The sequence below is a fragment of the Corynebacterium intestinale genome, from assembly GCF_023574125.1.
Taxonomy (GTDB): domain Bacteria; phylum Actinomycetota; class Actinomycetes; order Mycobacteriales; family Mycobacteriaceae; genus Corynebacterium; species Corynebacterium hesseae.
The window spans coordinates 3,255-25,671 of sequence record NZ_JAMKFF010000006.1; the positions used below are offsets into that span (position 1 = coordinate 3,255).

The 22,417-nt window shown below is 63.2% G+C and carries 18 protein-coding genes; 9 read left to right on the plus strand and 9 right to left on the minus strand.

All coding sequences use genetic code 11. The annotated features are described in order from the left end of the window. Together M5J06_RS07590 and M5J06_RS07595 are read left to right on the plus strand one after the other, a co-directional pair. Window positions 1–2,227 (plus strand): VaFE repeat-containing surface-anchored protein (locus tag M5J06_RS07590; protein ID WP_250224353.1); only part of this gene is annotated, 2,227 nt, incomplete at its 5' end. A gap of 203 nt (window positions 2,228–2,430) precedes the next feature. Further along, entirely contained in the window at window positions 2,431–3,321 is an 891-nt protein-coding gene (locus tag M5J06_RS07595) for a class F sortase (protein WP_250224354.1), read from the plus strand. Window positions 3,322–3,355: 34 nt separating this feature from the next. Here M5J06_RS07595 and M5J06_RS07600 read toward each other — a convergent pair whose 3' ends face one another. Both M5J06_RS07600 and M5J06_RS07605 read right to left on the minus strand, forming a co-directional pair. After that, entirely contained in the window at window positions 3,356–4,183 is an 828-nt protein-coding gene (locus tag M5J06_RS07600; protein WP_250224355.1) for a PRD domain-containing protein, read from the minus strand. Window positions 4,184–4,298: 115 nt separating this feature from the next. Continuing rightward, window positions 4,299–6,410 (minus strand): glucose PTS transporter subunit IIA, encoded by a 2,112-nt coding sequence (locus M5J06_RS07605; RefSeq protein ID WP_250224356.1) that lies wholly within the window; start codon window positions 6,408–6,410, stop codon window positions 4,299–4,301. A 348-nt stretch (window positions 6,411–6,758) separates the two neighbouring features. On the opposite strand from M5J06_RS07605, the gene pta reads away from it, so the two are divergent. After that, a complete protein-coding gene (gene pta, locus M5J06_RS07610; RefSeq protein ID WP_070521628.1) occupies window positions 6,759–8,123 on the plus strand; it encodes a phosphate acetyltransferase in 1,365 nt (454 codons plus the stop codon). Then, window positions 8,124–9,344, plus strand: coding sequence for an acetate kinase (locus M5J06_RS07615; RefSeq protein WP_070521625.1), 1,221 nt, complete (start codon window positions 8,124–8,126; stop codon window positions 9,342–9,344). It begins immediately after the preceding gene. A gap of 35 nt (window positions 9,345–9,379) precedes the next feature. Here M5J06_RS07615 and M5J06_RS07620 read toward each other — a convergent pair whose 3' ends face one another. From M5J06_RS07620 to M5J06_RS07630, 3 genes are read right to left on the minus strand one after another with little or no spacing between them, the layout of a single operon-like run. Beyond that, window positions 9,380–12,001 carry a tetratricopeptide repeat protein gene (locus M5J06_RS07620; protein WP_250224357.1) on the minus strand — a complete coding sequence of 874 codons (2,622 nt, stop codon included), beginning with the start codon at window positions 11,999–12,001 and terminating at the stop codon, window positions 9,380–9,382. Beyond that, window positions 12,001–13,092, minus strand: a complete 1,092-nt coding sequence (locus tag M5J06_RS07625; RefSeq protein ID WP_250224358.1) for a glutamate ABC transporter substrate-binding protein — start codon at window positions 13,090–13,092, stop codon at window positions 12,001–12,003. The genes M5J06_RS07620 and M5J06_RS07625 overlap by 1 nt, the downstream gene beginning before the upstream one ends. Further along, window positions 13,092–14,528 carry a GlnX family signal transduction membrane protein gene (locus tag M5J06_RS07630; RefSeq protein ID WP_250224359.1) on the minus strand — a complete coding sequence of 479 codons (1,437 nt, stop codon included), beginning with the start codon at window positions 14,526–14,528 and terminating at the stop codon, window positions 13,092–13,094. The genes M5J06_RS07625 and M5J06_RS07630 overlap by 1 nt, the downstream gene beginning before the upstream one ends. A gap of 84 nt (window positions 14,529–14,612) precedes the next feature. Here M5J06_RS07630 and M5J06_RS07635 point away from each other — a divergent pair, with 84 nt between their 5' ends. Genes M5J06_RS07635 through M5J06_RS07650 form a run of 4 tightly spaced genes read left to right on the plus strand, consistent with a single transcriptional unit; the run spans window position 14,613 to window position 18,015 of the window. Continuing rightward, complete coding sequence (locus tag M5J06_RS07635) at window positions 14,613–15,101, plus strand: NUDIX domain-containing protein (RefSeq protein WP_250224406.1); 489 nt, start codon at window positions 14,613–14,615, stop codon at window positions 15,099–15,101. 39 nt (window positions 15,102–15,140) lie between these two features. Then, window positions 15,141–16,079, plus strand: coding sequence for an ABC transporter ATP-binding protein (locus tag M5J06_RS07640; RefSeq protein WP_070564186.1), 939 nt, complete (start codon window positions 15,141–15,143; stop codon window positions 16,077–16,079). Then, window positions 16,079–16,843 carry an ABC-2 transporter permease family protein gene (locus M5J06_RS07645; RefSeq protein WP_070522625.1) on the plus strand — a complete coding sequence of 255 codons (765 nt, stop codon included), beginning with the start codon at window positions 16,079–16,081 and terminating at the stop codon, window positions 16,841–16,843. Before M5J06_RS07640 ends, M5J06_RS07645 begins: the two co-directional genes overlap by 1 nt. After that, window positions 16,840–18,015 (plus strand): multidrug effflux MFS transporter, encoded by a 1,176-nt coding sequence (locus M5J06_RS07650; RefSeq protein ID WP_250224360.1) that lies wholly within the window; start codon window positions 16,840–16,842, stop codon window positions 18,013–18,015. The genes M5J06_RS07645 and M5J06_RS07650 overlap by 4 nt, the downstream gene beginning before the upstream one ends. A gap of 218 nt (window positions 18,016–18,233) precedes the next feature. On the opposite strand, the gene M5J06_RS07655 is transcribed toward M5J06_RS07650, so the two are convergent. Genes M5J06_RS07655 through M5J06_RS07670 form a run of 4 tightly spaced genes read right to left on the minus strand, consistent with a single transcriptional unit; the run spans window position 18,234 to window position 22,131 of the window. Beyond that, window positions 18,234–19,697, minus strand: coding sequence for a phospholipase D-like domain-containing protein (locus M5J06_RS07655; RefSeq protein WP_250224361.1), 1,464 nt, complete (start codon window positions 19,695–19,697; stop codon window positions 18,234–18,236). Between the two features lie 6 nt (window positions 19,698–19,703). Beyond that, entirely contained in the window at window positions 19,704–20,513 is an 810-nt protein-coding gene (locus M5J06_RS07660; RefSeq protein WP_250224362.1) for an exodeoxyribonuclease III, read from the minus strand. Between the two features lie 5 nt (window positions 20,514–20,518). After that, window positions 20,519–21,517 carry an N-acetylglutamate synthase, CG3035 family gene (locus tag M5J06_RS07665; protein WP_239249001.1) on the minus strand — a complete coding sequence of 333 codons (999 nt, stop codon included), beginning with the start codon at window positions 21,515–21,517 and terminating at the stop codon, window positions 20,519–20,521. Continuing rightward, on the minus strand, window positions 21,517–22,131 hold the full coding sequence (locus tag M5J06_RS07670; RefSeq protein WP_070532411.1) for a peptide deformylase: 615 nt from the start codon (window positions 22,129–22,131) through the stop codon (window positions 21,517–21,519). Before M5J06_RS07670 ends, M5J06_RS07665 begins: the two co-directional genes overlap by 1 nt. Before the next feature lie 16 nt (window positions 22,132–22,147). Here M5J06_RS07670 and M5J06_RS07675 point away from each other — a divergent pair, with 16 nt between their 5' ends. After that, window positions 22,148–22,402, plus strand: coding sequence for a DUF3263 domain-containing protein (locus M5J06_RS07675; protein WP_154762609.1), 255 nt, complete (start codon window positions 22,148–22,150; stop codon window positions 22,400–22,402). The last annotated feature ends 15 nt before the right edge of the window (window positions 22,403–22,417 follow it).

Below are 22,417 nucleotides of genomic sequence, written 5' to 3' on the forward strand. Positions count from 1 at the left end.
TCCGGGTACTGATCCGGAGAACCCGAACGACATTGCTAAGCACGAGGACATCAATGATAAGGCTCAGACTGTGACCTCTAAGGATGAGCCGTCTGAGTCCACCACGCCGGAGCAGCCGGGCGACGAGACTTGCGAGTCCACGACCCCGTCTAAGCCGGGCGAGGAGACTACCCCGAATAATCCGGGCGAGTCAACGACTCCGGGCAAGCCTGGTGAGTCGACCACTCCGGGTAAGCCGGGTGAGTCCACCACTCCGAACGATCCGTGTGAGTCTACGACCCCGGATAAGCCTGGTGAGGAGCCATCTGAGTCGACGACTCCGAAGACGACTGAGAAGACCACTGAGCCGTCTGAGTCGACGACTCCGAACAAGCCGGGTGACGAGACCTGTGAGTCCACGACCCCGTCTAAGCCGGGCGAGGAGACCACTCCGAACAACCCGGGTGAGTCCACCACTCCGGGCAAGCCTGGCGAGTCGACCACTCCGGGTAAGCCGGGTGAGTCCACGACCCCGAATGACCCGTGTGAGTCCACCACGCCGGATAAGCCTGGTGAGGAGCCGTCTGAGTCCACGACTCCGCGTGAGCCGGGTGATGAGTCTGGTAAGCCGAAGATTTCGACGAATGCTGACTTTGCTAACGGTGCAACCGAGGTTGTTGCTGGTGCGCAGGTTAACGATACGGTGACGTATGAGAACCTGGTTCCGGGTAAGGAATACACTCTGTTCGCTGAGCTGATTTCCAAGGAGGACGGCAAGACCGTTCTGGGTAAGGGCGAGAAGACCTTTACTCCGGAGTCTGCTAACGGTGAGGTTGTCGTTACGATCACTGTTGATGAGTCTGTGACGGAGCCGGTTGAGGCTGCGGTTGCTTTCGAGGAGTTGACTTCGGTTGAGGTCAACGACAAGGGCGAGGAGACCCCGGGTACTGATCCGGAGAACCCGAACCACATCGCTGAGCACAAGGACATCAACGACAAGAACCAGACGGTTCCGAAGTCGGGCGATGATGAGTCTGGCAAGCCGAAGATTTCGACGAATGCTGACTTCGCTAACGGTGCAACCGAGGTTGTTGCTGGTGCGCAGGTCAACGACCGTGTTACCTACGAGAACCTGGTTCCGGGCAAGGAATACACCCTGTTCGCTGAGCTGATTTCCAAGGAGGACGGCAAGACCGTTCTGGGTAAGGGCGAGAAGACCTTTACTCCGGAGTCTGCTAACGGTGAGGTTGTCGTTACGATCACTGTTGATGAGTCTGTGACGGAGCCGGTTGAGGCTGCGGTTGCTTTCGAGGAGTTGACTTCGGTTGAGGTCAACGACAAGGGCGAGGAGACCCCGGGTACTGATCCGGAGAACCCGAACCACATCGCTGAGCACAAGGACATCAACGACAAGAACCAGACGGTTCCGAAGTCGGGCGATGATGAGTCTGGTAAGCCGAAGATTTCGACGAATGCTGACTTTGCTAACGGTGCAACCGAGGTTGTTGCTGGTGCGCAGGTCAACGACCGTGTTACCTACGAGAACCTGGTTCCGGGTAAGGAATACACCCTGTTTGCTGAGTTGATTTCCAAGGAGGACGGCAAGACCGTTCTGGGTAAGGGCGAGAAGACCTTTACTCCGGAGTCTGCTAACGGTGAGGTTGTTGTTGAGATCATCGTTGATGAGTCTGTGACGGAGCCGGTTGAGGCTGCGGTTGCTTTCGAGGAGTTGACTTCGGTTGAGGTCAACGACAAGGGCGAGGACACTCCGGGTACTGATCCGGAGAACCCGAACCACATTGCTGAGCACAAGGACATCAACGACAAGAACCAGACGGTTACCTCTGACTCCGATAAGCCTTCCGATACCCCGGATAAGGGCGACGGCAAGGACAATGATGGAGACAAGGGCAGCTCGAAGAAGGACCTGCCGTGGTGGCTGCTGCTCATCCCGGGTCTGGGCCTGATCAAGATCATCGCCGACGGTGGCCACAACGGTGGCAACGGTGGTCATGATGGTGGCAATGGTGGCCACGATGGTGGCAACAACCATGGTGAGTCCCATGACAACACCGGCCGCGATGACCGCGAGGTTACCGTCCTGGACGCAACCCCGCCGGAGGATGCTGCTAACCAGCCGCAGGACTTCGGTCAGCCGATGCCGTCCAACACGCACCGCGTGGAGATCAAGCACGTACCTTCTGGTGCAACCGAGCTTGACCCAGGCATGCAGGACTTCATCAAGTAGTCCGCACTGCAACACCATCCCGGCCCTCACCGGCTGGGCGTGGTAGGGGCAGGAAATGATTAGGACAATCCCCTCCAGGGTGAAAACGCTGGAGGGGATTCGTCGTATGACTCTTAGACTATTGTTTACAACGAAACCCCATAGCGAAGACTTTTAGAAGCTAGAAGCCCATAACTAGAAGACAGTCACAAGGAGCAGAGATTATGGCTGACGAAAGCCAACAGAACGATATTCCGGAATACCCCGCCGATTCCACGGGTGAGACTGCCGGGGAGGCCGCCGGGGCGAAGCACCGTGCCGGTGAGGAGCAGTCAGCGGGCGAATCGAAGAAGGGCAATAAGAAGCTGATCATTGGTCTGGTGGCGCTCATCGCGGTCATCTTGGTCATCGTGCAATTGGTGATCTATGCAGGACGCAATGGCGATGATTCCGCGGAAGATAATGCGGGAGAGTCGGCGGAGACGTCGCAAAGCGCTGAGGCACCCACGACGAACAATGATCCCTTCGTGGATGACTCCGGTGAGCAGGATAAGGAGATTGATGCGGCACCGGGTGAGTTCCGTGGCTTCGGTGCTATGTCCTTGGGCATCAACGATGAGTTCGCTGCCGTGGACCCGATTCAGGTTACGGATACCGGCATGCTGATTCCGCCGCGCGATGTGCAGCGCCTGGGTTGGTACTCCGCCTCCGCAGTGCCGGGTGAGGCTGGCCCGGTTGGCTCCAGCGTTATCACCGGCCACATCAACTACCAGGGTCAGGGCACGGGCTTTGCAGAGAAGTTCACCACCCTGGAGCAGGGCCAGGAATTCACCGTCTTCATCGACGGCGAGGAGCGCCAGTTCCGCGTGACGGAGGCGCCGTACCGTCTGCCGAAGGGCTCAGGTTTCCCGGACGTGGTCAATGACGCCCAGGGAGAGAACCGCCTGGTCCTCATCACCTGCGGCGGCAAGTTCGTCGGCGGCGAGCTGGGCTACGAGGACAACATCATCACCGTGGCAGAGCCGGTGGCGCCAGTGGAAGGCGGCGCTGAGGCACCGGTCGATGGTGCTGTTGACGCGCCCGCTGAGGGCGCTGTTGAGGCGCCGGCGGCTTAGGTTGGTTGGTGAATCGCCTAAGCGGGGTGATGGCTTAGGCGGAGGCCTCCTCCAGGCGCGCGATGTGCAGCGTCAGGTAGGAGACCTCATCGGGGGTTAATGTGTTGTCGAGGCGCAGCTCAATGAGGTTGGCTACCATCTGGGCGGTCTCGACGGCATCGGGGTAGCGCGCGGAGATGGCGGTGGCTACTTGGCGGTCGTCGGAGTCGAGCTGCTGGTGTTCCGCCATGCGCACGAAGAGGTAGCGCAGGTGCGTGATGAAGCGGGCGACGGAGATGTCTTCGCTATTGAGCTCCGTATCGATGTGCGAGCCGATGACGGCCAGGATCTGCTGGATCAGACCCGTCATGCGGTAGGTGCCGGAGAGATCTCCCACTGCGAAGCCGGCGTTGACCAAGTGCAGTGTGATGGCCACGGCTTCGTCGGGAGCCAGGGGCTTATGGAGGCCACCATTGATGGCAGTGAGTAGCTGCTGCGCGAGAGCAAAGTCATCGGCGTAGAGGTGGCGCACCTCGGCTTCGAGGGGATAAGACACGGCGTTGCCGCGGTTGACGGCACCGTGGATGTGGTCCGCAATCGCGACGACCAAAGTGAGCTTGCTGCGCAGCGCCTCAGACATGTCGACGGAATGCATGGCGTCGATGACCAGCTGCACGTATTCGCCGGGAATGCCGGCGATCATGGCAGCCATGTGGTCCGGGTCGCGGCCAGAATCCGGGACGAAGACCTTGACCACCTTGGCGGGGTCAACCTCAGTGCCGGGGTGAGCCTGGAAGCCAATGCCACGGCCGGTGACGATGACGTCCTCCGCGCCGCGCCGTGCGAGAACGACGTTGTTATTAAACACTCGCAACAGTTGCACAGGGCACCTTTCTGGTTGAGGTTAAAACGACTAAAGCCGGCCACGATGGTGGTTCCATCGAGCCAGCTTAGTCAGGGGTCGTTAAAGGCGTGCTAAAGGTTCCCTAGTGGGTCCTTTAGCGGGTCGTGGTGATGACCGTGTCGCCAGCGGAGGCATGGTTGAGGCCAGCCGGAGTGACGGCGGACAGCGCCTTGGTGTTGGTCACGGCAAGGACGATGGTGGTGTCGTAGCCGGCTTCGGTGACCTTGGCGAAGTCAACGGTGGCAAGCAGCTCGCCCTGCTTGACGGTGTCGCCCTTCTTGACGGCTGGGGCGAAACCTTCGCCCTTCATCTTCACGGTGTTGATACCGATGTGGACGAGGACCTCCACGCCGTCCTCGGTCTTGATGCCGTAGGCGTGGCCGGACTTCATAGCACTCATGACGGTGCCGCTGACGGGGGCGTATACCTCGTTGTTCTCGGGGACGATGCCCACACCGTCGCCCAGGGTGCCGGCGGAGAAGACCGGGTCATCGATCTCAGCCATGGGGACAACCTTGCCGGCAGCCGGGGAGGCGATGTCGGTGGTGGTGCCAGCGGCGGGCTCAGTAGTGTCGGCGTCTGCAGCAGCGCCGACGTCAGCCTTGGTGGCGGTTGCGGTGGCGGCACCGGCGCCAGCGCCGGCAGCGGCGGTTGCTGCGGGGGCGTCGGCAAGCGCGGCGTTGTCGGCGTTGTCGAGCTCAGCCTTCTCGGCTGCCTCGCGGGCGGCCTTAGCCTCAGCGCGCTCCTCCGGGGTGCGGTAGTCGGTGAAGAGGATGAGGAAGAAGGCCACGAAGAAGGCCACTGCAATGGCGATGGCGTACTTGGCCATCGGGGTGAAGACCGGGATGGTCAGCAGGGAGGTGAAGACGAAGGCGTCGGTAGTAATGCCGTTGGTGCCCAAGGTCAGCAGGGCCACGGTCAGGCCACCAGCGAAGCAGCCCACCAGCATGCGCGGGTAAATCCTCTTGTAGCGCAGGTGGATACCGTAGAGGGAAGGCTCAGACACGCCGCCGAGCAGGCCAGCCAGGAGGGCGGAGCCGGAGGTCTGGCGCATCACGGTGTCGTGGTCACGGATGGACAGTGCCAACACGCCAGCGGTAGCGCCGAAGCAGGCGAAGTTCCATGCGCCCATCGGGCCCTGGATGAAGTCATAGCCCAAGGTTTGAATGTTGACCAGCATGAGGGCGTTGAGCGGCCAGTGCAGGCCCAGCGGGACGAGGAACGGGTAGAGCATCGGGATGGCCAGGGCGAAGACGAACGGAACGTTGTCATTCATCCAGGACAGGCCAGCGCCTATGCCGTTACCGGCCCACACACCGAACGGGCCAATGAGGAAGGCCGTCAGCGGGATGACGAAGAGCAGGGTGAGGAACGGGACGAAGACCATGTGGACCGCGGACGGGATGATCTTCTGGAAGCCCTTGTAGAACAGCGCCGCCACGGCCGCCATGATGAGCGGCACGAAGACGTTTCCGCCGTACTCCGGCAGCTGCATGGTCATGCCGAAGATTTCGATGGAGCACTGCTCAGCGCCGAGGGTGTCGTTGGTGACGCACTGGACCGCGGGGTTCTCCGAAAGATTCAGGAACTCCGGGGTGAAGAGCGCCGCCATGATGGTGGCCGGGACCCACGGGTCGATGCGCAGCTTCTTACCAGCGTTGTAGGCCACCATCACCGGCAGGAAGTAGAACACGGAGCGCCACATGGCGTCCACGAAGAACCAGGAGGCCGGCTTGTCCGGGGAACGGAAGTCCACGACGCCGAAAGCATCCAGGACGGAGGCGAAGGCGATGATGAGGGAAGCGCCCAGCAGCACGCCCAGAATCGGGCGGAAGGAATCCGAGAGGTACTCGAAGAAGGCGTCCATCCACGGCAGCTTGCCCTTGGACTTGGCGCGGGCGGCGGCCTTGACATCGTCATTAGATTGGCCGCCGGACTGGTTGCGGTTCTTCATCTGCGGGAGGGCCTTGATCTCGTCATAGACGGTGGCCACGTCACCGCCGATGACCACCTGGTAGTTGCGGCCGCCCTGCGGCACGGCACCCATGACCTTGGGGATGGCCTCGAGTGTTTCCTTGTCTGCCTTGGAGGCATCAGCCAGCTCAAAGCGCAGGCGGGTGGCGCAGTGCGTGAGAGAGGTGATGTTCTCCGCCCCGCCGATGCCATCCAGGATGGCCTCGGCTGCCGAGCGAATGTCAGTCGACATGAGAATCCTTTCGCGAGTTAAGGGCCTGTGAAAACCACAAAAGACCTAGGCCACAATGGTTCATAGCGAACCATCCCCACGCGGCTAAGAGTGGGGAGCCTAGGTCTTGCCCGAAGTAACAATCCTGGTTAGGAGCCTACTCCGGGGTGCTCACGGGAGACAAGTTTCTGTGGGATAGCACACTGTGGCCCCGGCTTAGGTGTCGGTGGCCTGGGAAGTTGATGAGGAAAAGCGTCAAGCGGGCGGCGAGCAAGGGTGTGTTCCCGTACTGTGAAAGTGTCGTAGTGTCACTGTGTGTCCCAAATTGTGATCCCGGGTACACGCCTTCTATGCAGAGAAAGGTTGGTCATGACCGCCAAGTCCTCACGCAATTCTGCCTTTATCAGCGTCATCGGGCGCGGCTTCGACGGTTTGGACGTTGCTGCTGTGGCTCAGGAACTAGGAGCCACCTTCGCCCAGGTCGATGACTTGGGAACCACGCTCAGCGAGGTTTTGGACAACGCCCCCGCGGGCAACCTGGTCCTTCAGGGCACAGGCGTTATGGACTTTGACGCCAAGGCCGCGGCCGCTCTGGGCCTGCCCTTCGTGCTGGTTTCCGATGCGCCTGACCGCGCCGCGGAGCTGGCGCTGGAGCACGCGCGCTCGGTGGGCGCCACCGTGGTGGGCGCGGTGGGCGACGTCTCCTCCGTTCCCAGTGCGATTTCCTCCTTGGAGGACATCGAGCCCTATATGTGCGCCGAGCTCTTCCAGAAGCAGCTTCTGGATCAGGCCCGCGAAATCGGTGCGCACATCGTGCTGCCGGAGGGCGAGGATGATCGCATCCTTCAGGCCGCGGGGGAGCTCATTAAGGGCAAGGTGGCGAAGCTGACGATTCTGGGTGACGGGGACGTCGAAAAGCGCGCCCAGGAACTCGGGATCGACCTGAGTAGCGTGGAGATCATCAACCACCTGGAATCCCCGTTGGCGGAGGAATTTGCAGCGGACTTTGCGGAGCTGCGCAAGAAGAAGGGCGTGACGCTGGAGCAGGCGCGCGAGACCATGAAGGACGTGTCCTACTTCGCCACGATGATGGTGCACAAGGGCTTGGCCGATGGCATGGTCTCCGGCGCGGCGCACACCACGGCGCACACCATTAAGCCTTCCTTCCAGATCATCAAGACCAAGCCGGAGGCTTCCGTGGTTTCCTCCATCTTCCTCATGGTGATGCCGGGCCGCCTGTGGGCGTTCGGTGATTGCGCGGTGAACCCGAACCCGACCCCGGAGCAGCTCGGCGAGATCGCCATCGTGTCCGCGCAGACCGCGGCACAGTTTGGCCTGGACCCGCGCGTGGCGCTGCTGTCCTACTCGACGGGTACCTCGGGCGCTGGCCCGGACGTGGAGAAGGTGACGCAGGCCGTCGAGGTGGCTCGCGGCATCGATTCTTCCGTGGCGGTGGATGGTCCGCTGCAGTTCGACGCTGCCTGTGACCCCGGCGTGGCCGCCAAGAAGGCGCCGGAATCTGACGTTGCGGGTAAGGCTACGGTCTTCGTCTTCCCGGACCTGGAGGCCGGCAACATTGGTTATAAGACGGCGCAGCGCACCGGTGGCGCGTTGGCGGTGGGCCCGATTCTGCAGGGGCTGAACAAGCCGGTCAATGACCTCTCGCGTGGCGCGACCGTTCCGGACATCATCAACACGGTGGCTATCACCGCTATCCAGGCAGGGGTGAAGTAGATGGCGTACGTACTCGTTCTCAATTCGGGTTCCTCCTCGGTTAAGTTCCAGCTGGTGGACCCGGAAAGCTCGGCCACGGATACCCCGCTGGTCTCCGGCTTGGTGGAGCAGGTCGGAGAGCCGCAGGGTGCGGTGACCGTCAAGACGGGCGGTGAGGAATACAAGGAAGAGCTGGAGATTCCTACCCACTCCTTCGGCCTCGACCGCGCGTTCGGCATCATGCACGAGCACGGCGTGGGCCCGACGGATGTCGAGGTCATCGCCGTGGGCCACCGCGTTGTGCACGGTGGGCGCCTGTTCAGCGAGCCGCAGCTCATCGTGGACCAGATTGAGTCCATGATCGAGGACCTCATCCCGCTCGCGCCGCTGCACAACCCGGCCAACCTGGACGGCATCCGCGTGGCGCGCAAGCTGCTGCCGGATATCCCGCACGTGGCGGTCTTTGATACGGCCTTCTTCAACCACATGCCGCCGGCGGCCGCGCTCTATGCCATCAATAACGATGTGGCCTCGCAGTACGATATTCGCCGTTACGGCTTCCACGGAACCTCCCACGAGTTCGTCTCGCAGCAGGTGCCGAAGCTCTTGGACCGCGACCCGGGGCACGTCCACCAGATCACGCTGCACCTGGGCAACGGTGCCTCGGCGGCGGCGATTCGCAACGGCCGCCCGATCGATACCTCGATGGGCCTGACCCCACTGGCGGGTCTGGCCATGGGCACGCGCTCGGGCGATATTGACCCGGGTATCATCTTCCACCTCTCGCGTGAGGCAGGCATGTCGATCGATGAGATCGACAACCTTCTGAACAAGCGCTCCGGTGTGAAGGGCATTGCGGGTGTCAACGATTTCCGCGTGCTGCGCGAGCGCATCAACAACGAGGACCAGGACGCCTGGCTGGCCTACAACATCTACATCCACCAGCTGCGCCGCTTCATCGGTGCATACATGATTGCGCTGGGCCGCGTGGACGCGATTACGTTTACCGCCGGCGTGGGGGAGAACGATACCGAGGTCCGCCAGGATTCGCTGTACAACCTGGACATGTACGGCATTGACTTCGATAAGGAAGCCAACCTCGTGCGCTCGAAGGAGCCGCGCATGATTTCGACCGCGGAATCCCAGGTCAAGGTCTTCGTGGTGCCGACCAACGAGGAACTGGCCATCGCGCAGAAGTCCGCGGGCATCGCGGCCATGGCCCGGGAGGCGGGCCTGTACTAGTTCTACTAGTTCTACGTGCCGGCGAAAGCCGGCACCTAGAACATCGTGACCGGGCGGACCTTATTGGCCAAGTCCACCAGCGCGTAGCGGTGGCGGGCGAACGGTGCCTGGCGGGCTAGTGCCCGCAAGGTATCCGCCAGGCCATAGCGCAGGCCGCGCTGGGTAAAGGGGAACTCGAAGAGATCGTTGGGGGAGGCAGCGGCGTCGAGGTCTGCCTCGCGCAAGAAGGTCAGCCCGGCGGAGATGACCGCAATCTTGATCTGCAAGAAGCGCGGCTCGTTCTGCGGAATCTCCTCCAAGCGGCGGGCGGCACGGCGGATGCGGGACTCGGAGAGATCGTGCACGATGAGCTGCAGGACCGTGGTCAAGCGGGCCATGCGGTGGTGGCGCGATGCATTGGGCACCCTATCCAAGGTGGCCACGGCGAGCTCAACCTGGTGCTCAGCGCGCAGCTGGCGGGCCAGGCCGAAGGCGGAGGAGACCGTCGTCGGGTTCGTGGCCCACACGATGCCGTAGAGGCGCAGCGAGTTGAAGCGCAGGTGGGCCGGATCGTCGGTGACGTGGTCCCAGATGCCGGGCTGATCTTCGAAAGCGTCGTTGGGCAGATCCGCCAGCGACGTAGTGAGGTTGGCGCAGGCGCGGGCGACGGAGGCGTCGATAAGCGCGGCTTCCGAAAAACCCAGCTGCTGCAGGATGAGCTCGTTGACCGCGCCGATGGCCAGCTTCGGGGCGGCCTCACCGGGCAGCACGTCGAGGACGTGGGCGAAATGGGCCTGGGCCTCGCGGTACTTATCCAGCAGCAGCTCGGTCACGCCCGAGTACCAGTGGAAGCGCCAGTCCTTGCCCAAGCGCTCCTCGATGGAGGTCAGCCACTCGCGTGCCTGGCCGATGTATCCCAGATCAATCATGGCGCGCACCACGCCGAGGGGAATCTCCGCGGACTCCTCGTACTCCGGGGTCTGCATGGCCTGGCGCAGGGTCTCCAGCGCTTCCTGTGGCTCGGTATAGGAGGAACCCTGCAGCAGCGGGGCGCCGATATCGGAGCGGACGATGAGCGGGATGGGCAGCGCGGAGACTACCTCGGGGGCGGTAATGCGCACAGTGCGGTCGATGCCGTCGATGAGCTGGTCGGTGCGGAAGACCAGGTGCTTCGTGCCGAAGGTCGTACGCTGCGGGGAGAAGACGGAGTGTTGGGCTGGGTGCTGGATGCCATCGCGCAGCGCGATGACCTCACGCAGCACTCCGAAGAGCTGGTTGCGGAGCTCGGACACGGACGCGAAGCGCTGCTCCGGGTCAGGATCGGTAGCGCGCAACAGCAGGCGGTAGAAGGAGAGGTAGCGGCGCAGCAGCGGCTCCTCGGTGGGGGAGGGTAGGCCGGGCCTGTAGACGCCATCCTCCACCGGAAGCTTCAACGTCAAGCAGGCCAGTGTACGGCCGATGGAGTAAATATCGCTGGCCACCGAGGGGCCCTGGGTGGCGATCTCCGGGGCCTGGAAACCCTGTGTGCCATAGATGTGGCCGAAGGCGCCGATGCCGGAGACCGCGCCCAGATCGATGAGCTTGACCTGGTCCTCGGTGACGATGATGTTGGAGGGCTTCAAATCGTTGTAGACCACGCCGCGGGCATGCAGGTAGTCCAGGGCGGGCAGGATTTCCAGGATGTAGGCAATCGCGGTGTCGACCGGGAAGCGGTCATTGACTTGGTCGTTGCGGCGCTGCTTGAGCGAGGGGCCGCCCACGTATTCCATGACGATGAAGCCGCCGGGGACGCGGGGGTCATCGATGAAGTTGAAAATCTTCACGATATTCGGGTGTGTGATGTCCGCGAGGAACTCGCGCTCCGCCTCCGCAGTCGCTGTCTCTTCGGCGGAGTTGGTGGATTGCATGCCCTTGAGCACCACGATGCGCCCGGAGACGAAGTGGTCATTGGCCAGGTAGATCCACCCCAACCCGCCATGGGCGAGCACGCCGAGGATTTCATACTGGCCGGCCACCATGTCGCCCGGCTTGAGCTGCGGGGGTGCGGCGCGGGGCGCATCCTTCGGATCGATGAGCGCCTCGCTGGGATCTACCGGGACCACGAAGGGCAAGGTGGCCATGCCATCGGCCACCTCGCGGTCGGTGCGCTTGGTGGCGCGGCGCTGGCGGAAGGTATCGAGCGCGCGGCGTCGCGAGGCCCGCGAGGGGTCCTCTGCTTTGCGACGATCACGCAGCTGCCCCAGCTCCTCGATGAGTGCCGCGATGTTATCCGAATCGACGTATTCGCCGTCGTCGGGTTTGCCCGTCGCGGTGCCATGCGCGCCGGGGCGGTCCGCTGGGGAGAGGACGGCGCCGGTGGCGCCGAGGTCCTCCTCTTCCTCGAGGTCATCCGCGAAGGGATCGAAGGGGACTGCCGCGGTGCGGTCTGAGGCTTCCGCGTTGTTGGCGCCGGGCGCTGCTGCGTTCTGGCCGCCGGATTCCGCGGGCGACGCGGTGAGGTGGTGGTCCTCCGAAAAATCGTCCTCCTCATCGGCGAAGGGATCGAAGCGCACGGCCTGGGTGGCGTCGGCAGGAGCTTCGGGCTCCACGGCTGCGGGATCTGCGGCTTTGGGCTGCGCAGTCTCGTGCTCTTCGGGCGTGAGGTGGTCGAGCTCATCCTCGCTGAAGCGGTGCGACATTAGTGCCCCTCCTTCTTCTCACCGGGCTGGTTGCTGGTTGGGGAACTCGGCTGCGATTCCGTCGCGGGTGGAGTCTCATCGAGGTACTTCGGTGCCGGGAGCAAAGGCTGTTCCATATAATCCCCCAACCACGTGCTGAAGAGCTTCTGCCAGGTCCCGTCCTTGCGGATGCGCTCCAGCGTGGAGTTGACCTGGCGGATGAGCGGGCGCGAGTCATAAGAGCCATCGGGTTTGCGCACGGCTACGCCATAGCTTTGGCTTTCGAGGGGATCGCCGACGATCTCCGTGTAGCGATCCTGCGCCAGCATCCCGGAGAGCAGGGCATCATCCACCACGATGCCGTCCGTTTGCCCCAGCTGCAGCGCCATGAGGCAATCGCCCCAGGCGCGGGTCTCCAAGATATCGGAAGTAGTCGCGTGCTTGCGTATCGCGTCCACCATGGTGGAACCCTTCGTCGCGCACAAGGTCAACCCGGCGGTATCCGCGATGGAGTGAATGCCGGAGTTCTTCAGCACCAGCAAGCGGGCATCCGTTTGCATATAGGGAATGGAGAAGGCGACTTCGCGCTGGCGTGTGGGGCTAATCGTCATGGTGCGGATGACGATGTCCACCGTGCGGTCGTTGAGGGCACGCGCGCGCTCGGAAGCTTCCACGAAGCGGAAGTCCACCTTGTTGGGATCCCCGAAGATATCGCGGGCAATCTCGCGAGCGATGTCGACCTCGAAGCCGCGGACCTCGCCGGTGGCGGTATCGCGGTAGCTGAGCAGGTTATTGGAGCGGTCCACGCCCACGATGAGCCGGCCGCGCTTCAGGATCTCGGGCACGCGCTCCTTCGGCGTCTTATCGTCCGGGCGGTAGGAGCCGTAGGCTTCGGCATCGCTTTGCTTGGACACCTCACCGCTGCCTGCGGGCTCAATGATGGCGTCCTCCGGCAGCGGCGGGCCCGGCGTGGAATCGAGGTTCGTGGTAGACGGCAGGATGGGATCCGGCGCGCTGGGCGGCTCCGGCTCGCAAGCGCTGAGTGCCACGGCGCTGCTGAGCACGAGCAGGGCCGCGGTCCAGGCTGGGCGTTTCGTGGTAGGGCGGCGCATCACAGGTACTCCTGCAGACGGGGACGGATTCCCAACCACACGGCGATAATCGCGCCGAAGGTGGCCAGGAGCACGCCGGTAGACACCATGGTCATGGCGTTGAGCCCCTGGACCAGGTAGGTGCGCATGGCGTCGCGGGCCTGGTCGATGAGCGCGGCCAAGGAATTATCCACAGCGTTGAAAGCACTGGCGGCGGTGGGGTCACCGTCCGGATCGATGGCGGTGGCCTGGTACAGCGCGGCATCGTAGTCACCCATGGAGAGATCCTCCATGAAGTTCTCGTGCGTGGTCGTCCAATCTTCCACTGCCTGCTTCGCGCGGGGAATCAGGGTGGGATCGGAGGAGGGGAAGTCGTCGTCGTCAAGCGCCTGCTCATAGTCCCGCAGGGCTTGGTTGACGGAGTACACCGTGGAATTAAAGTGCACGGACATGTCCTGCTGAGAGGAGCGCAGGACCAAGGCGAGGGTCTCCGAGGTGCGCATCTGCTGGGCCTCGATGCGGGAGGCGGTCAGCGAATCCCAGGGGCGCGACACCGTTTCGAAACCCTGGTGGCCCGAGGCCCACGTGGCGAAGTTGGAGGCGGAGGCCCACACCAGCGCAAGGAACAACAGGCCCGTGGCTACTACGAAACCGCGGTTGAAGCGGCGGCGGGTCAGCCGCCACAGCCACCACTGCGCCAGGCCGAGGAAGATGAGCGCGGCCACAAGCCCGGACAGCGGCACCCACTGCGGCCGGGTTAGCCGCTGCTGCTGCTGGCTCACCTTCTCCGAGGTCAGGGTAAACAGCTCCGCGGCGGCGGGGAGGATCTGGGTCCGCATGAGCGCCGAGGCGTTGGACATATAGGAATTCGCCACGGCGTGGCCCGCGCGGTGATTGACGCGAGCTTTTTCCACGAGGGCGGTGTACACCGGCAGCTTTCGTTGGATAAAGGTGACGAGCTCGCGCACGCGCTCATCCTCCGCGGAGGTGCCCACAATGGCCTGTGTGGCGGCGACGGAGGCGGCATCGATGGCCTCGTTATAGCGGTTGCGGTTAACCTCCGGCTCGACGCCTGCCTGCACGAAGCCGGTGGTGGCTACGGTATCCGCCAGGGACAGGTTGGTGTAGAGATGGTGCGCCGCATTCGACATCGGCTCGGTGGAGGTCAGCAACGTATCCAGGTCATCGTGCCGGGCGGCCGAGGAAGAGGACATAGAAAAGCCGGCCGCTGCGAGCGCGACGGTGAGGATGACGGTGACCGTAAAAAGCTTGCCGGGCGTAGTGGCCGCGAAGCTATACAGGCGCCGGATGACGCGCGCAGGGCCGGCGAAGGAGCTCATGGCCAGCTGCGTCGGGCGGCTGAAAGCCGGGGTGGGGGGCTCGGTGACTTCATCGAGCCAATGATCGCCCCATGATTCGGGGGAGTGCTCGCGCAGTTCGGTGGCCGGGCCGGTCATTCCCTTAGGATAGCGCCCTTGAGCGCGTCGCGCGATGATTTGGGGGAGGGCGGCGTGGACGGCTTCTCACGTATCGTGGAAGGCATGTGTACACGCGTTAACCCAGAACTTTCCGGTGATGGCTGGTCTCAGGGTCCAGGCGGGGTGCCGGTATGGGGCAAGTTTGGAGCCGCTGGCCTTTTCTTGGTGGCGGGGGATGAGGTGTTGCTCCAGCACCGCGCCACGTGGACGAACAATGGCGGGACCTGGGGAATCCCAGGTGGGGCGCGGGATAAGCCGGAATCCCCGGAGCAGGCCGCCTTGCGGGAGACGGCGGAGGAAACCGGAATCGCGGCCTCAGACGTCGAGGTGCTGGATGCGCTCGTTACCTCCGGCCCCTTCGAGGAAGGCTGGACCTATACCACGGTGTTGGCGCGGACGCTTTCTGGCCGGCGCTTGGCGGTGACCGCCAATGAGGAATCCGCTGAGCTACGCTGGGTGCCGTTTAAGCAGGTAGAAGAGCTAGAACTCTTGGCTCCCTTCCGGGAAGCGCTGCCGCGTTTGCTGGAGCGCTGGGAGGAAATCAGCAGCTGATACAGGCGCGCGGCGGGAACCTGTGGCACGCTGTAGGGCATGATTGAAGTAGCCGGACTGACCAAACAGTACAAGTCTGTCCGCGCCGTCGATGACCTCACCTTCCAGGTGAAGCCGGGACAAGTGACCGGTTTTCTGGGACCAAACGGCGCTGGAAAATCAACGACGATGCGCATGATTCTGGGCTTGGACAAGCCCACCGCTGGCACTGCTCTGGTGCACGGCAAGCCCTACCGCGAGCTGAAGAACCCGCTGCGTGAGGTGGGCGCGCTTCTCGACGCCAAAGCCGTCCACGCCAACCGCACCGCCGCCAACCACCTGACGTGGATGGCGCAGGCTAATGGCATTCCTACTTCCCGCGTCGACGAGGTGCTGGGTCTTGTGGGCTTGGCTGATGTGGCCGGCAAGAAGGCCGGTGGCTTCTCCCTCGGTATGGGCCAGCGCCTAGGCCTGGCGGCCGCCCTGTTGGGGGATCCGGGCGTGCTGATCCTGGATGAGCCGGTCAACGGCCTAGATCCGGAAGGTATTCGCTGGGTGCGCTCGCTCGTGCGGGCGCTGGCGGCGGAGGGCCGCACGGTGCTCATCTCCTCCCACCTGCTGGCGGAGATGGCGCAAACCGCGGACCACCTCGTGGTGATTGGCCGCGGCAGGCTCTTGGCTAATCAGCGCACCTATGACTTTGTCAAGGAAAACTCCAGTGCCTCGGTTATCGTGCGCTCGGAGCACCTGCGAGAGTTCGGCTCGGCGCTGAAGGAGGCCGGCATCCCGTATAGCGAGTCGGTCGATGAGGAGCAGCGCCGCACCTTGGTTATTCCGAACCAAACCACGGATTACGTGGGTCAGCTGGCTTATTCCACGGGTGTGCCGCTGACGGAATTGACGCTCCACCGCGCCTCGCTGGAAGAGGCCTACGTGACTATGACGGAACGCGCGGTGCAGTACCAGGCGGCGGCACCGAAGGAAGGGGTACAGCGCTAATGTTTTTCAACACTGTGCATGCGGAGTGGACGAAGCTGCGCACGACGAAGTCCTTCTGGTGGACCACGGCCCTCATCATTCTCATCGTGACCGGATGGACGCTGCTGAACTCGCTGAACGCGGGCGAGGCGGTGCTGGGCATTAGCCCGCTGCAGGAGCGGGCCTTGGCCTCCATCCTCTTGCTCATGGGCATGCCGATCATAATGATCCAGGGCGCGATGGTGGTGACCACGGAATACCGCTATAAGACGCAATCCTTGACCTTCATGACCAACCCGAAGCGCTGGACAGTGGCCTGTGCCAAGCTGCTGCTCTACGGCGTGATCGCGGCCATCATTGCTTTCTTGAGCCTGGTGTACATCTTCGTGTTGGCGGATATGACGACCAACGAATCGGCGGCGGAGGCTTTCCAGCCCTTTGCCAGCGAGGATGGCAAGTACATGCTGTGGTCCTTCCCGCTCGCGGCCTTCGGCGTGGTTGCCTTCGTGCAGGGCCTGGGCATGCTGTTGCGGCAGACCGCCGGCACGGTGGCGATTTCCCTCATCTTGTACTTGGGCTTGGAAAACATCGTGCGTGTGCTGCCGACGGTGGGCGATAAGGCCATTCACTTCATGCCCTTTACCGCCTTCCAAAACTGGGCGGTGAACTATGTCGATGAGAACGCGCCGTGGTCATCGGTAGGATTTGAGGCCCTCGTCTTCTTCGGTTGGGCCGCGGTGCTGTGGATTTTCGGCGTCATCGTGCTGGAGCAGCGCGACGCGTGATTCCTTTTCCACTCCTGGCTACCTTGGCGCTGTTGTCCGCAACAGCGCCTTTTGCCACTGATATGTACTTGCCGGTGATGCCGGAGATCCTCTCCGATCTGGGCACCACCCGGGCGATGGTCCAGCTGACCATTTCGGGCTTCTTCATCGGCATGGGCGTGGGACAGCTGGTGATGGGCCCGCTTTCCGACGCCATCGGGCGCAAACGCCTCCTCATCGCCGGTGCCTGCCTCGCGCTGGTGGCCTCCGTGCTGGCGGCGCTGGCTCCGACCGCCACCGTGCTCGTGGCCGCCCGCGTGCTGCAGGGCCTCGGCGGCGGCGCGTGCGTGGTGCTCGCCCGCGCGGTGGTACCTGACCTCGTGCACGGCGCGGCTGCCGCGAAGGCTTATTCGCTGCTCATGGCGCTGCAGGGCATCGCGCCGGCGGTGGCCCCGGTGCTCGGCGGTGTCCTGGCGGAGCCGCTGGGCTGGCGCGGCATCTTTTGGGTGCTTGCCGGGCTGCATGCGGTGCAGTTGGTGCTGGCGATTGCCATCGTCCCGGAAACCGCGGGTGGGCGCTCCCGCGCTGGGTTGTTCCGCACGGTGGCGGGAAACTACTGGGCGGTCCTGACCAATGCCCGGGTGTGGGCCTACCTGGTGACCATGGCCTTCGGCTTCTGTTCGATGTTTTGCTACATCTCAGCCTCGGCCTTCGTGGTGCAGAACCAGTGGGGCTTTTCGCCGTTGGGCTATTCGCTGGTTTTCGGCATCAACTCCGTGGGCCTCTTTATGGCCACGCTGGTGAATTCGCGAGCCATGGATTCGGTCTCCCCGGCGGTCATGCTGCGCGTCGGTGTTTGCGGCGTTCTTGCGTGTGGGGTGCTCTTGTTGCTGTCGGTGCTGCTCGGCGCCCCGGTGTGGGCGTGCCTCCTCGTGCTCTTTGCGTGTGTGGCGCCGACCGGCTTCATCATGGGCAACGCCACCGCGCTGGCGACGGGCCTCATGCGCCTGCGCGCGGGCAGCGTCTCCGCCATCATGGGCTTTGGTCAGTCCTTGCTGGCCAGCGCCATCAGCCCGCTCATGGGTTGGGGCTCAAATGCGGCGCTGACCATGGCCATCGGGATGGTGTGCTGCAGCTTCATCTCGCTGTGCGGCCTTGTGGCGTCCACGCGGCTGGCCCGCGGCGCCGCCTAGCGTACGCCATTGAGCATAAGGCATCTCCCAGATGGCGCCTTGTCATTCTCAGAGATGGTTCTAGTCATATGGTTCGTTTGCCCCCAAACGAACCATCTACCGCCTCGCAGAAGGTTTGTTTGCCCCCAGAGGAACCGTTTGACTGGAGACTTCTGGCTGGAACCATCTGCAGGTCCATGCTGCCCTACCGCAGCAAGGTGTGGGCCCGCATGTGCTTGCTACTGCAGCGCCGAGGTCAGGCGCATGACGTTGTCCACGTAGCGGCGCAGCAGGCCGCGCTCGTTCCACTCCTCGAGGGTGAGCTCGTGGCAGACCTTCTTGTAATTCCTGGCCAGCTGGGTGAAACTCTCGATGAGGTCGCCCTTGGCCACCAGCATCGTTGATTCATAGTTGAGGCCGAAGGAACGCATGTCCATGTTGGAGGAACCAAACATGCACAGTGGATCGCGCTCCGGAAGATTCGGGTCCGCCAGGATGAACTTGGAGTGCAGCACGAAGGGCTCGGGGAATTGGAAGATCCGCACGCCAGCCTCCAGAAGTGCTTGGTAGTAGGAGGACTGCGCGTGGTTGACCATGAACTGGTCCGCCTTCGCTGAAACCAGGAGCTCCACCTCAACGTCGCGGTAGCACGCGGTGGTGACCGCTTCCAAGAGGGACTCGTCCGGAATGAAGTAGGGCGAGCAAAGGATGAGCTTCTCTTTAGCGTGGTGCACCACCGAGTTGAACATGCGCAGGTTAGGTTCCGTGGTGTAACCGGGCCCGGAGGGGACCAACTGGAGGTGGTTGGAGTCCGCGGTCATGGCGTCGTCATAGGGCTGCATGTCCAAAGACAGCTGCTCCTCCGATTCCAGGTACCAATCCACCGCGAACACCGAGGCCAAGGACGTCACCACAGGGCCGGTCATCTCGACCATGTAGTCGATCCATGCGCGGTCCTTCGTCTTGTATTCGCGCTTAATCATGTTCATCGAGCCCAAGAAACCCGTGTGGCCGTCAATGACCACGATCTTGCGGTGATTGCGCAGGTCCGGGCGGCGGAAGCGGCCCTTGTGCAGCTGCAGCGGAAGCATGAGCCGCCAGTCGACGTCAATCTCGGTGAGGCGTTTGCCCAGCGTGAAGTAACCCTTGTACTTCAGGCTGCCAATCTGATCGAGCAGCAGCTTGACCTCCACTCCGCGCTGGCGGGCGCGCGCAAGTGACTGGAAGAAAACATCGGTTACCTCATCCCAGGACTGGATGTAGATCTCAATGAGCACGTACTTTTCCGCGCGGTCCACCGCACGGGCCATGGCCAGGATGGCCTCCTCATAGGAAGCGTGCAAGCCCTTGTTATGCCCAATCAGAGCCGGGTGCCCGGTGAGGTTGCGGTTGAGCTGGATGAGGGATTCCACCTCCGGGGAGAGGCGGCCGGAGGGGTGGTTGGGGGTGGAGGCGGTGACGTCGTTAAGCAGTGCGTTGGCCTCTTGCTGGATGCGGTGGCGCCGGCGGTTGATATAGGGCGAGCCCATGAGCAAGAACAGGGGCAGGCCTACGATAGGCAGCACCAGAATGGCCAGCAGCCAGGCAGTGGAGCTAGACGGGCGGCGGCCTTCGGGGACCACGCCGATGGCGATGATTTTGATGCCGTAGTCAATGATCAGCAGCACAAGCTGCCAGACGGAGAGATCAACATTCAGGTTCATGGCAAGCTAGCGCACCGACGCGAAATCGGGGACGTCGAAGTCTGCGATCAGTGGCACGTGGTCGGAGGTCTTGTCGCCGGCGCGCTCAACCATGTCCACCTGGGCACCTTGGACCAGGCGTGCAAGCGGCTCGCTGGCCAGCTGGAAATCGATGCGCATGCCCTCGTTTTTCTGGAAGCGCAAGGACTTGTAATCAAAGTAGGTCCAGCGGTCTTCCTCGGTGAAGCGGCGTGTGACCTCCTCAAGCCCGGCCTCCTCCAGCATCTGGAAGGCCGCGCGCTCCGGTTCGGTGACGTGTGTTTTGCCGCGGAAAAGGGACATATCCCAGACGTCCTCATCGCGCGGCGCAATGTTGAAGTCACCCGTGAGCAAGAGTTTCGACTGCGCGCGGGTCTCCACATAGCGTGCCAGCGCGTAGAGGAAGTCCAGCTTGTAGTCGAAGTGGCGGTCCGTGATCTCGCGTCCGTTGGGAACGTAGAGGGACCAGATCTCAATCCCGCGGATGCGGGCCGATACCGCCCGGGCCTCGCGCGCCTGATCCTTAGCGGGATCTTTGTGGAAACCGGGCTGACCGGGGAAGAAGGTCTGGACCTCCTCCGGCTCCTCCTTAGACACAATGGCCACGCCATTCCACTGGTTCAGCCCGTGGCAGGTGACGTGGTAGCCGGCCTCCTCAAAAGGCTCGCGGGGGAACTTCGCATCCGCCACCTTGGTTTCTTGCAGGCAGAGCACGTCGATGTCGTGCTTGGCCAGAAGATCCACCGCGCGCTGCGCGCGGGTGCGAACGGAGTTGATGTTCCAGGTAGCGATGCGCATGTGGTTTAGGGTACTTGAGGCAGACGGCGGGCGTAACGGTGGCGGTGCTGCTCTAAGAAGCCGAGTTTCTCATAGAGGCGAATTCCCGCCGTGTTGTGCGACACGACCTGCAGGTAGGCCTTCTCCGCGCCCTGTGCCTTGCCCCAGGCCAGCATGTGCGCGCCCAGCGCGGTGCCCAGGCCCTTGCGGCGCCAGCCTTCGGCCACCTCCACGGCGGAGTAACCCAGCCACACGGTGCCGTTCCCGGATTCGGTGAGCGTGCCGCGCGTAATCGCGATGGTCTCACCAGCAGGGGAGAGGAGGCGTCCGAAGCCCATCGTGCCCTCGATGTGGCTGCGCAGGTACTCCAGCGCCAGCGGCGGCAGGGCTTTGCCGCGGAAGTGGTAGAGGTTGAGCCACTCGGCATCGGGTTGCTCATCGATGACGAAGTGGACGTCGGAAAGCGCCGGCAGCTCATCCAGGTCTCGGACCATCACCAGGATTTCCGGTTCGAGCTCCCACGCTTCGGGCTGCGCCGCCACGAGCTTCTCAGCAGGCTTGCCGATGCGCTCCGGGATGGCCAAGCACACCGGAAGATCGTGGCGCGCGTAGAAGGCTTCAATCTCATCGAAAGGCACCGGCAGGAAACCCGCAGACGGGCCGAGCGGCACCGCCGAATTGGAGCGGCCCGTCACGCCATCGCCCGCGCGCATGAGCCACTGGCCATCGGAGGTCCACGTGTGCTCCTTGCCCGGGAAGGCGGCTGCGGTGGCTACCTCGACGGCGCGGATATCGGAATTGCGGACCGTGCGCGGGGAGAGGCGCTTAATGATCTTGAGCTGCTCCGGTGGGATCTCCACCGCGTCGAGCGAAGACGGGTAGCCGCCCACCTCCTGTGGACGGATGACCAGCGGCTCGACGCTGAGCACGTGGCCGATGACATCGCTGTGCACGCCGCCGAAATCGCGCCGGGCTACCACGCGCTCGCCCACCTGGACGGCATCGGAGCGGAAGATGCGGGACATTAGTCCTCGTGCCCGAAGGGGTCTTCGTCCTCGCCCGGAACCCAGGTGAGGCCGGCCTCGGTCCAGCCGTTGCGCTTAATGGCCTTCTTGGCTTGGCGCTTGTAGCGGCCGGTAAGCACGTCGGTGTAGACGAAGCCGTCGAGGTGGCCGGTTTCGTGCTGCAGCATGCGCGCGAAGAAGCCATAGCCCTCGATGGAGATGTCCTCGCCCTTTTCATTCTTGCCGGTCACGCGGGCCCAGTCAGCGCGGCCGGTGGGGAAGCCCTCGCCCGGAACGGAGAGGCAGCCTTCGTCCTCGGAGCCGTCGTCAGCCGGCATGGTCTCCGGGATCTCGGAGGTTTCCAGCACCGGGTTGATGACGCAGCCGCGGCGCATGCCGCCGTCGGGAAGCTCGGTGCCATCCGGCCCGTCGGTGTCGGGGCAGTGGTAGACAAAGAGGCGCTTGTTCACGCCGATCTGGTTTGCGGCCAGGCCAACTCCGTGTGCGGCATCCATGGTTTCGTGCATGTCTGCGATGAGCTCCTGCAGCTCGGGGGAGTCGATGGGCTCGGTGACCGGCTCGGTGGGGTTGTGGAGGACCGGGTCGCCGTGGATAACGATGGGACGAATAGTCATGGCATACAGTCTAAGCATGCATTCCCTGTCAGACCTAGACGCCGCGATTTTGGAGTTCGAGTCCCACGCCCCGCGCGATATCGGCGCTAAGGAGGAGGCCATCCGCACGCAGCTGGACATTACTCCGGTGCGCTATCACCAACGCCTCAACGTGCTGCTCGACAACCCCGCCGCGCACGCCTCTTACCCGCTGCTCGTGACACGTTTGCGCCGGCTTCGCGACGCCCGCGAGGACGTCCGGCGCGCCGCACGCGACAATACACCGGACTGAGGCTCGTAGATACTA

Excerpts from the sequence above, each read along its gene's own strand:
- M5J06_RS07620 (WP_250224357.1), bottom strand. The coding sequence starts at position 12,001 with ATGTCGCACCGCTTCAGCGAGGATGAGCTCGACCACCTCACGCCCGAA.
- M5J06_RS07605 (WP_250224356.1), bottom strand. The coding sequence starts at position 6,410 with ATGTCGACTGACATTCGCTCGGCAGCCGAGGCCATCCTGGATGGCATC.
- M5J06_RS07635 (WP_250224406.1), top strand. The coding sequence starts at position 14,613 with ATGTGTACACGCGTTAACCCAGAACTTTCCGGTGATGGCTGGTCTCAG.
- M5J06_RS07660 (WP_250224362.1), bottom strand. The coding sequence starts at position 20,513 with ATGCGCATCGCTACCTGGAACATCAACTCCGTTCGCACCCGCGCGCAG.
- M5J06_RS07615 (WP_070521625.1), top strand. The coding sequence starts at position 8,124 with ATGGCGTACGTACTCGTTCTCAATTCGGGTTCCTCCTCGGTTAAGTTC.
- M5J06_RS07595 (WP_250224354.1), top strand. The coding sequence starts at position 2,431 with ATGGCTGACGAAAGCCAACAGAACGATATTCCGGAATACCCCGCCGAT.
- M5J06_RS07625 (WP_250224358.1), bottom strand. The coding sequence starts at position 13,092 with ATGCGCCGCCCTACCACGAAACGCCCAGCCTGGACCGCGGCCCTGCTC.
- M5J06_RS07645 (WP_070522625.1), top strand. The coding sequence starts at position 16,079 with ATGTTTTTCAACACTGTGCATGCGGAGTGGACGAAGCTGCGCACGACG.
- pta (WP_070521628.1), top strand. The coding sequence starts at position 6,759 with ATGACCGCCAAGTCCTCACGCAATTCTGCCTTTATCAGCGTCATCGGG.
- M5J06_RS07670 (WP_070532411.1), bottom strand. The coding sequence starts at position 22,131 with ATGACTATTCGTCCCATCGTTATCCACGGCGACCCGGTCCTCCACAAC.
- M5J06_RS07675 (WP_154762609.1), top strand. The coding sequence starts at position 22,148 with ATGCATTCCCTGTCAGACCTAGACGCCGCGATTTTGGAGTTCGAGTCC.
- M5J06_RS07655 (WP_250224361.1), bottom strand. The coding sequence starts at position 19,697 with ATGAACCTGAATGTTGATCTCTCCGTCTGGCAGCTTGTGCTGCTGATC.
- M5J06_RS07665 (WP_239249001.1), bottom strand. The coding sequence starts at position 21,517 with ATGTCCCGCATCTTCCGCTCCGATGCCGTCCAGGTGGGCGAGCGCGTG.
- M5J06_RS07640 (WP_070564186.1), top strand. The coding sequence starts at position 15,141 with ATGATTGAAGTAGCCGGACTGACCAAACAGTACAAGTCTGTCCGCGCC.
- M5J06_RS07630 (WP_250224359.1), bottom strand. The coding sequence starts at position 14,528 with ATGACCGGCCCGGCCACCGAACTGCGCGAGCACTCCCCCGAATCATGG.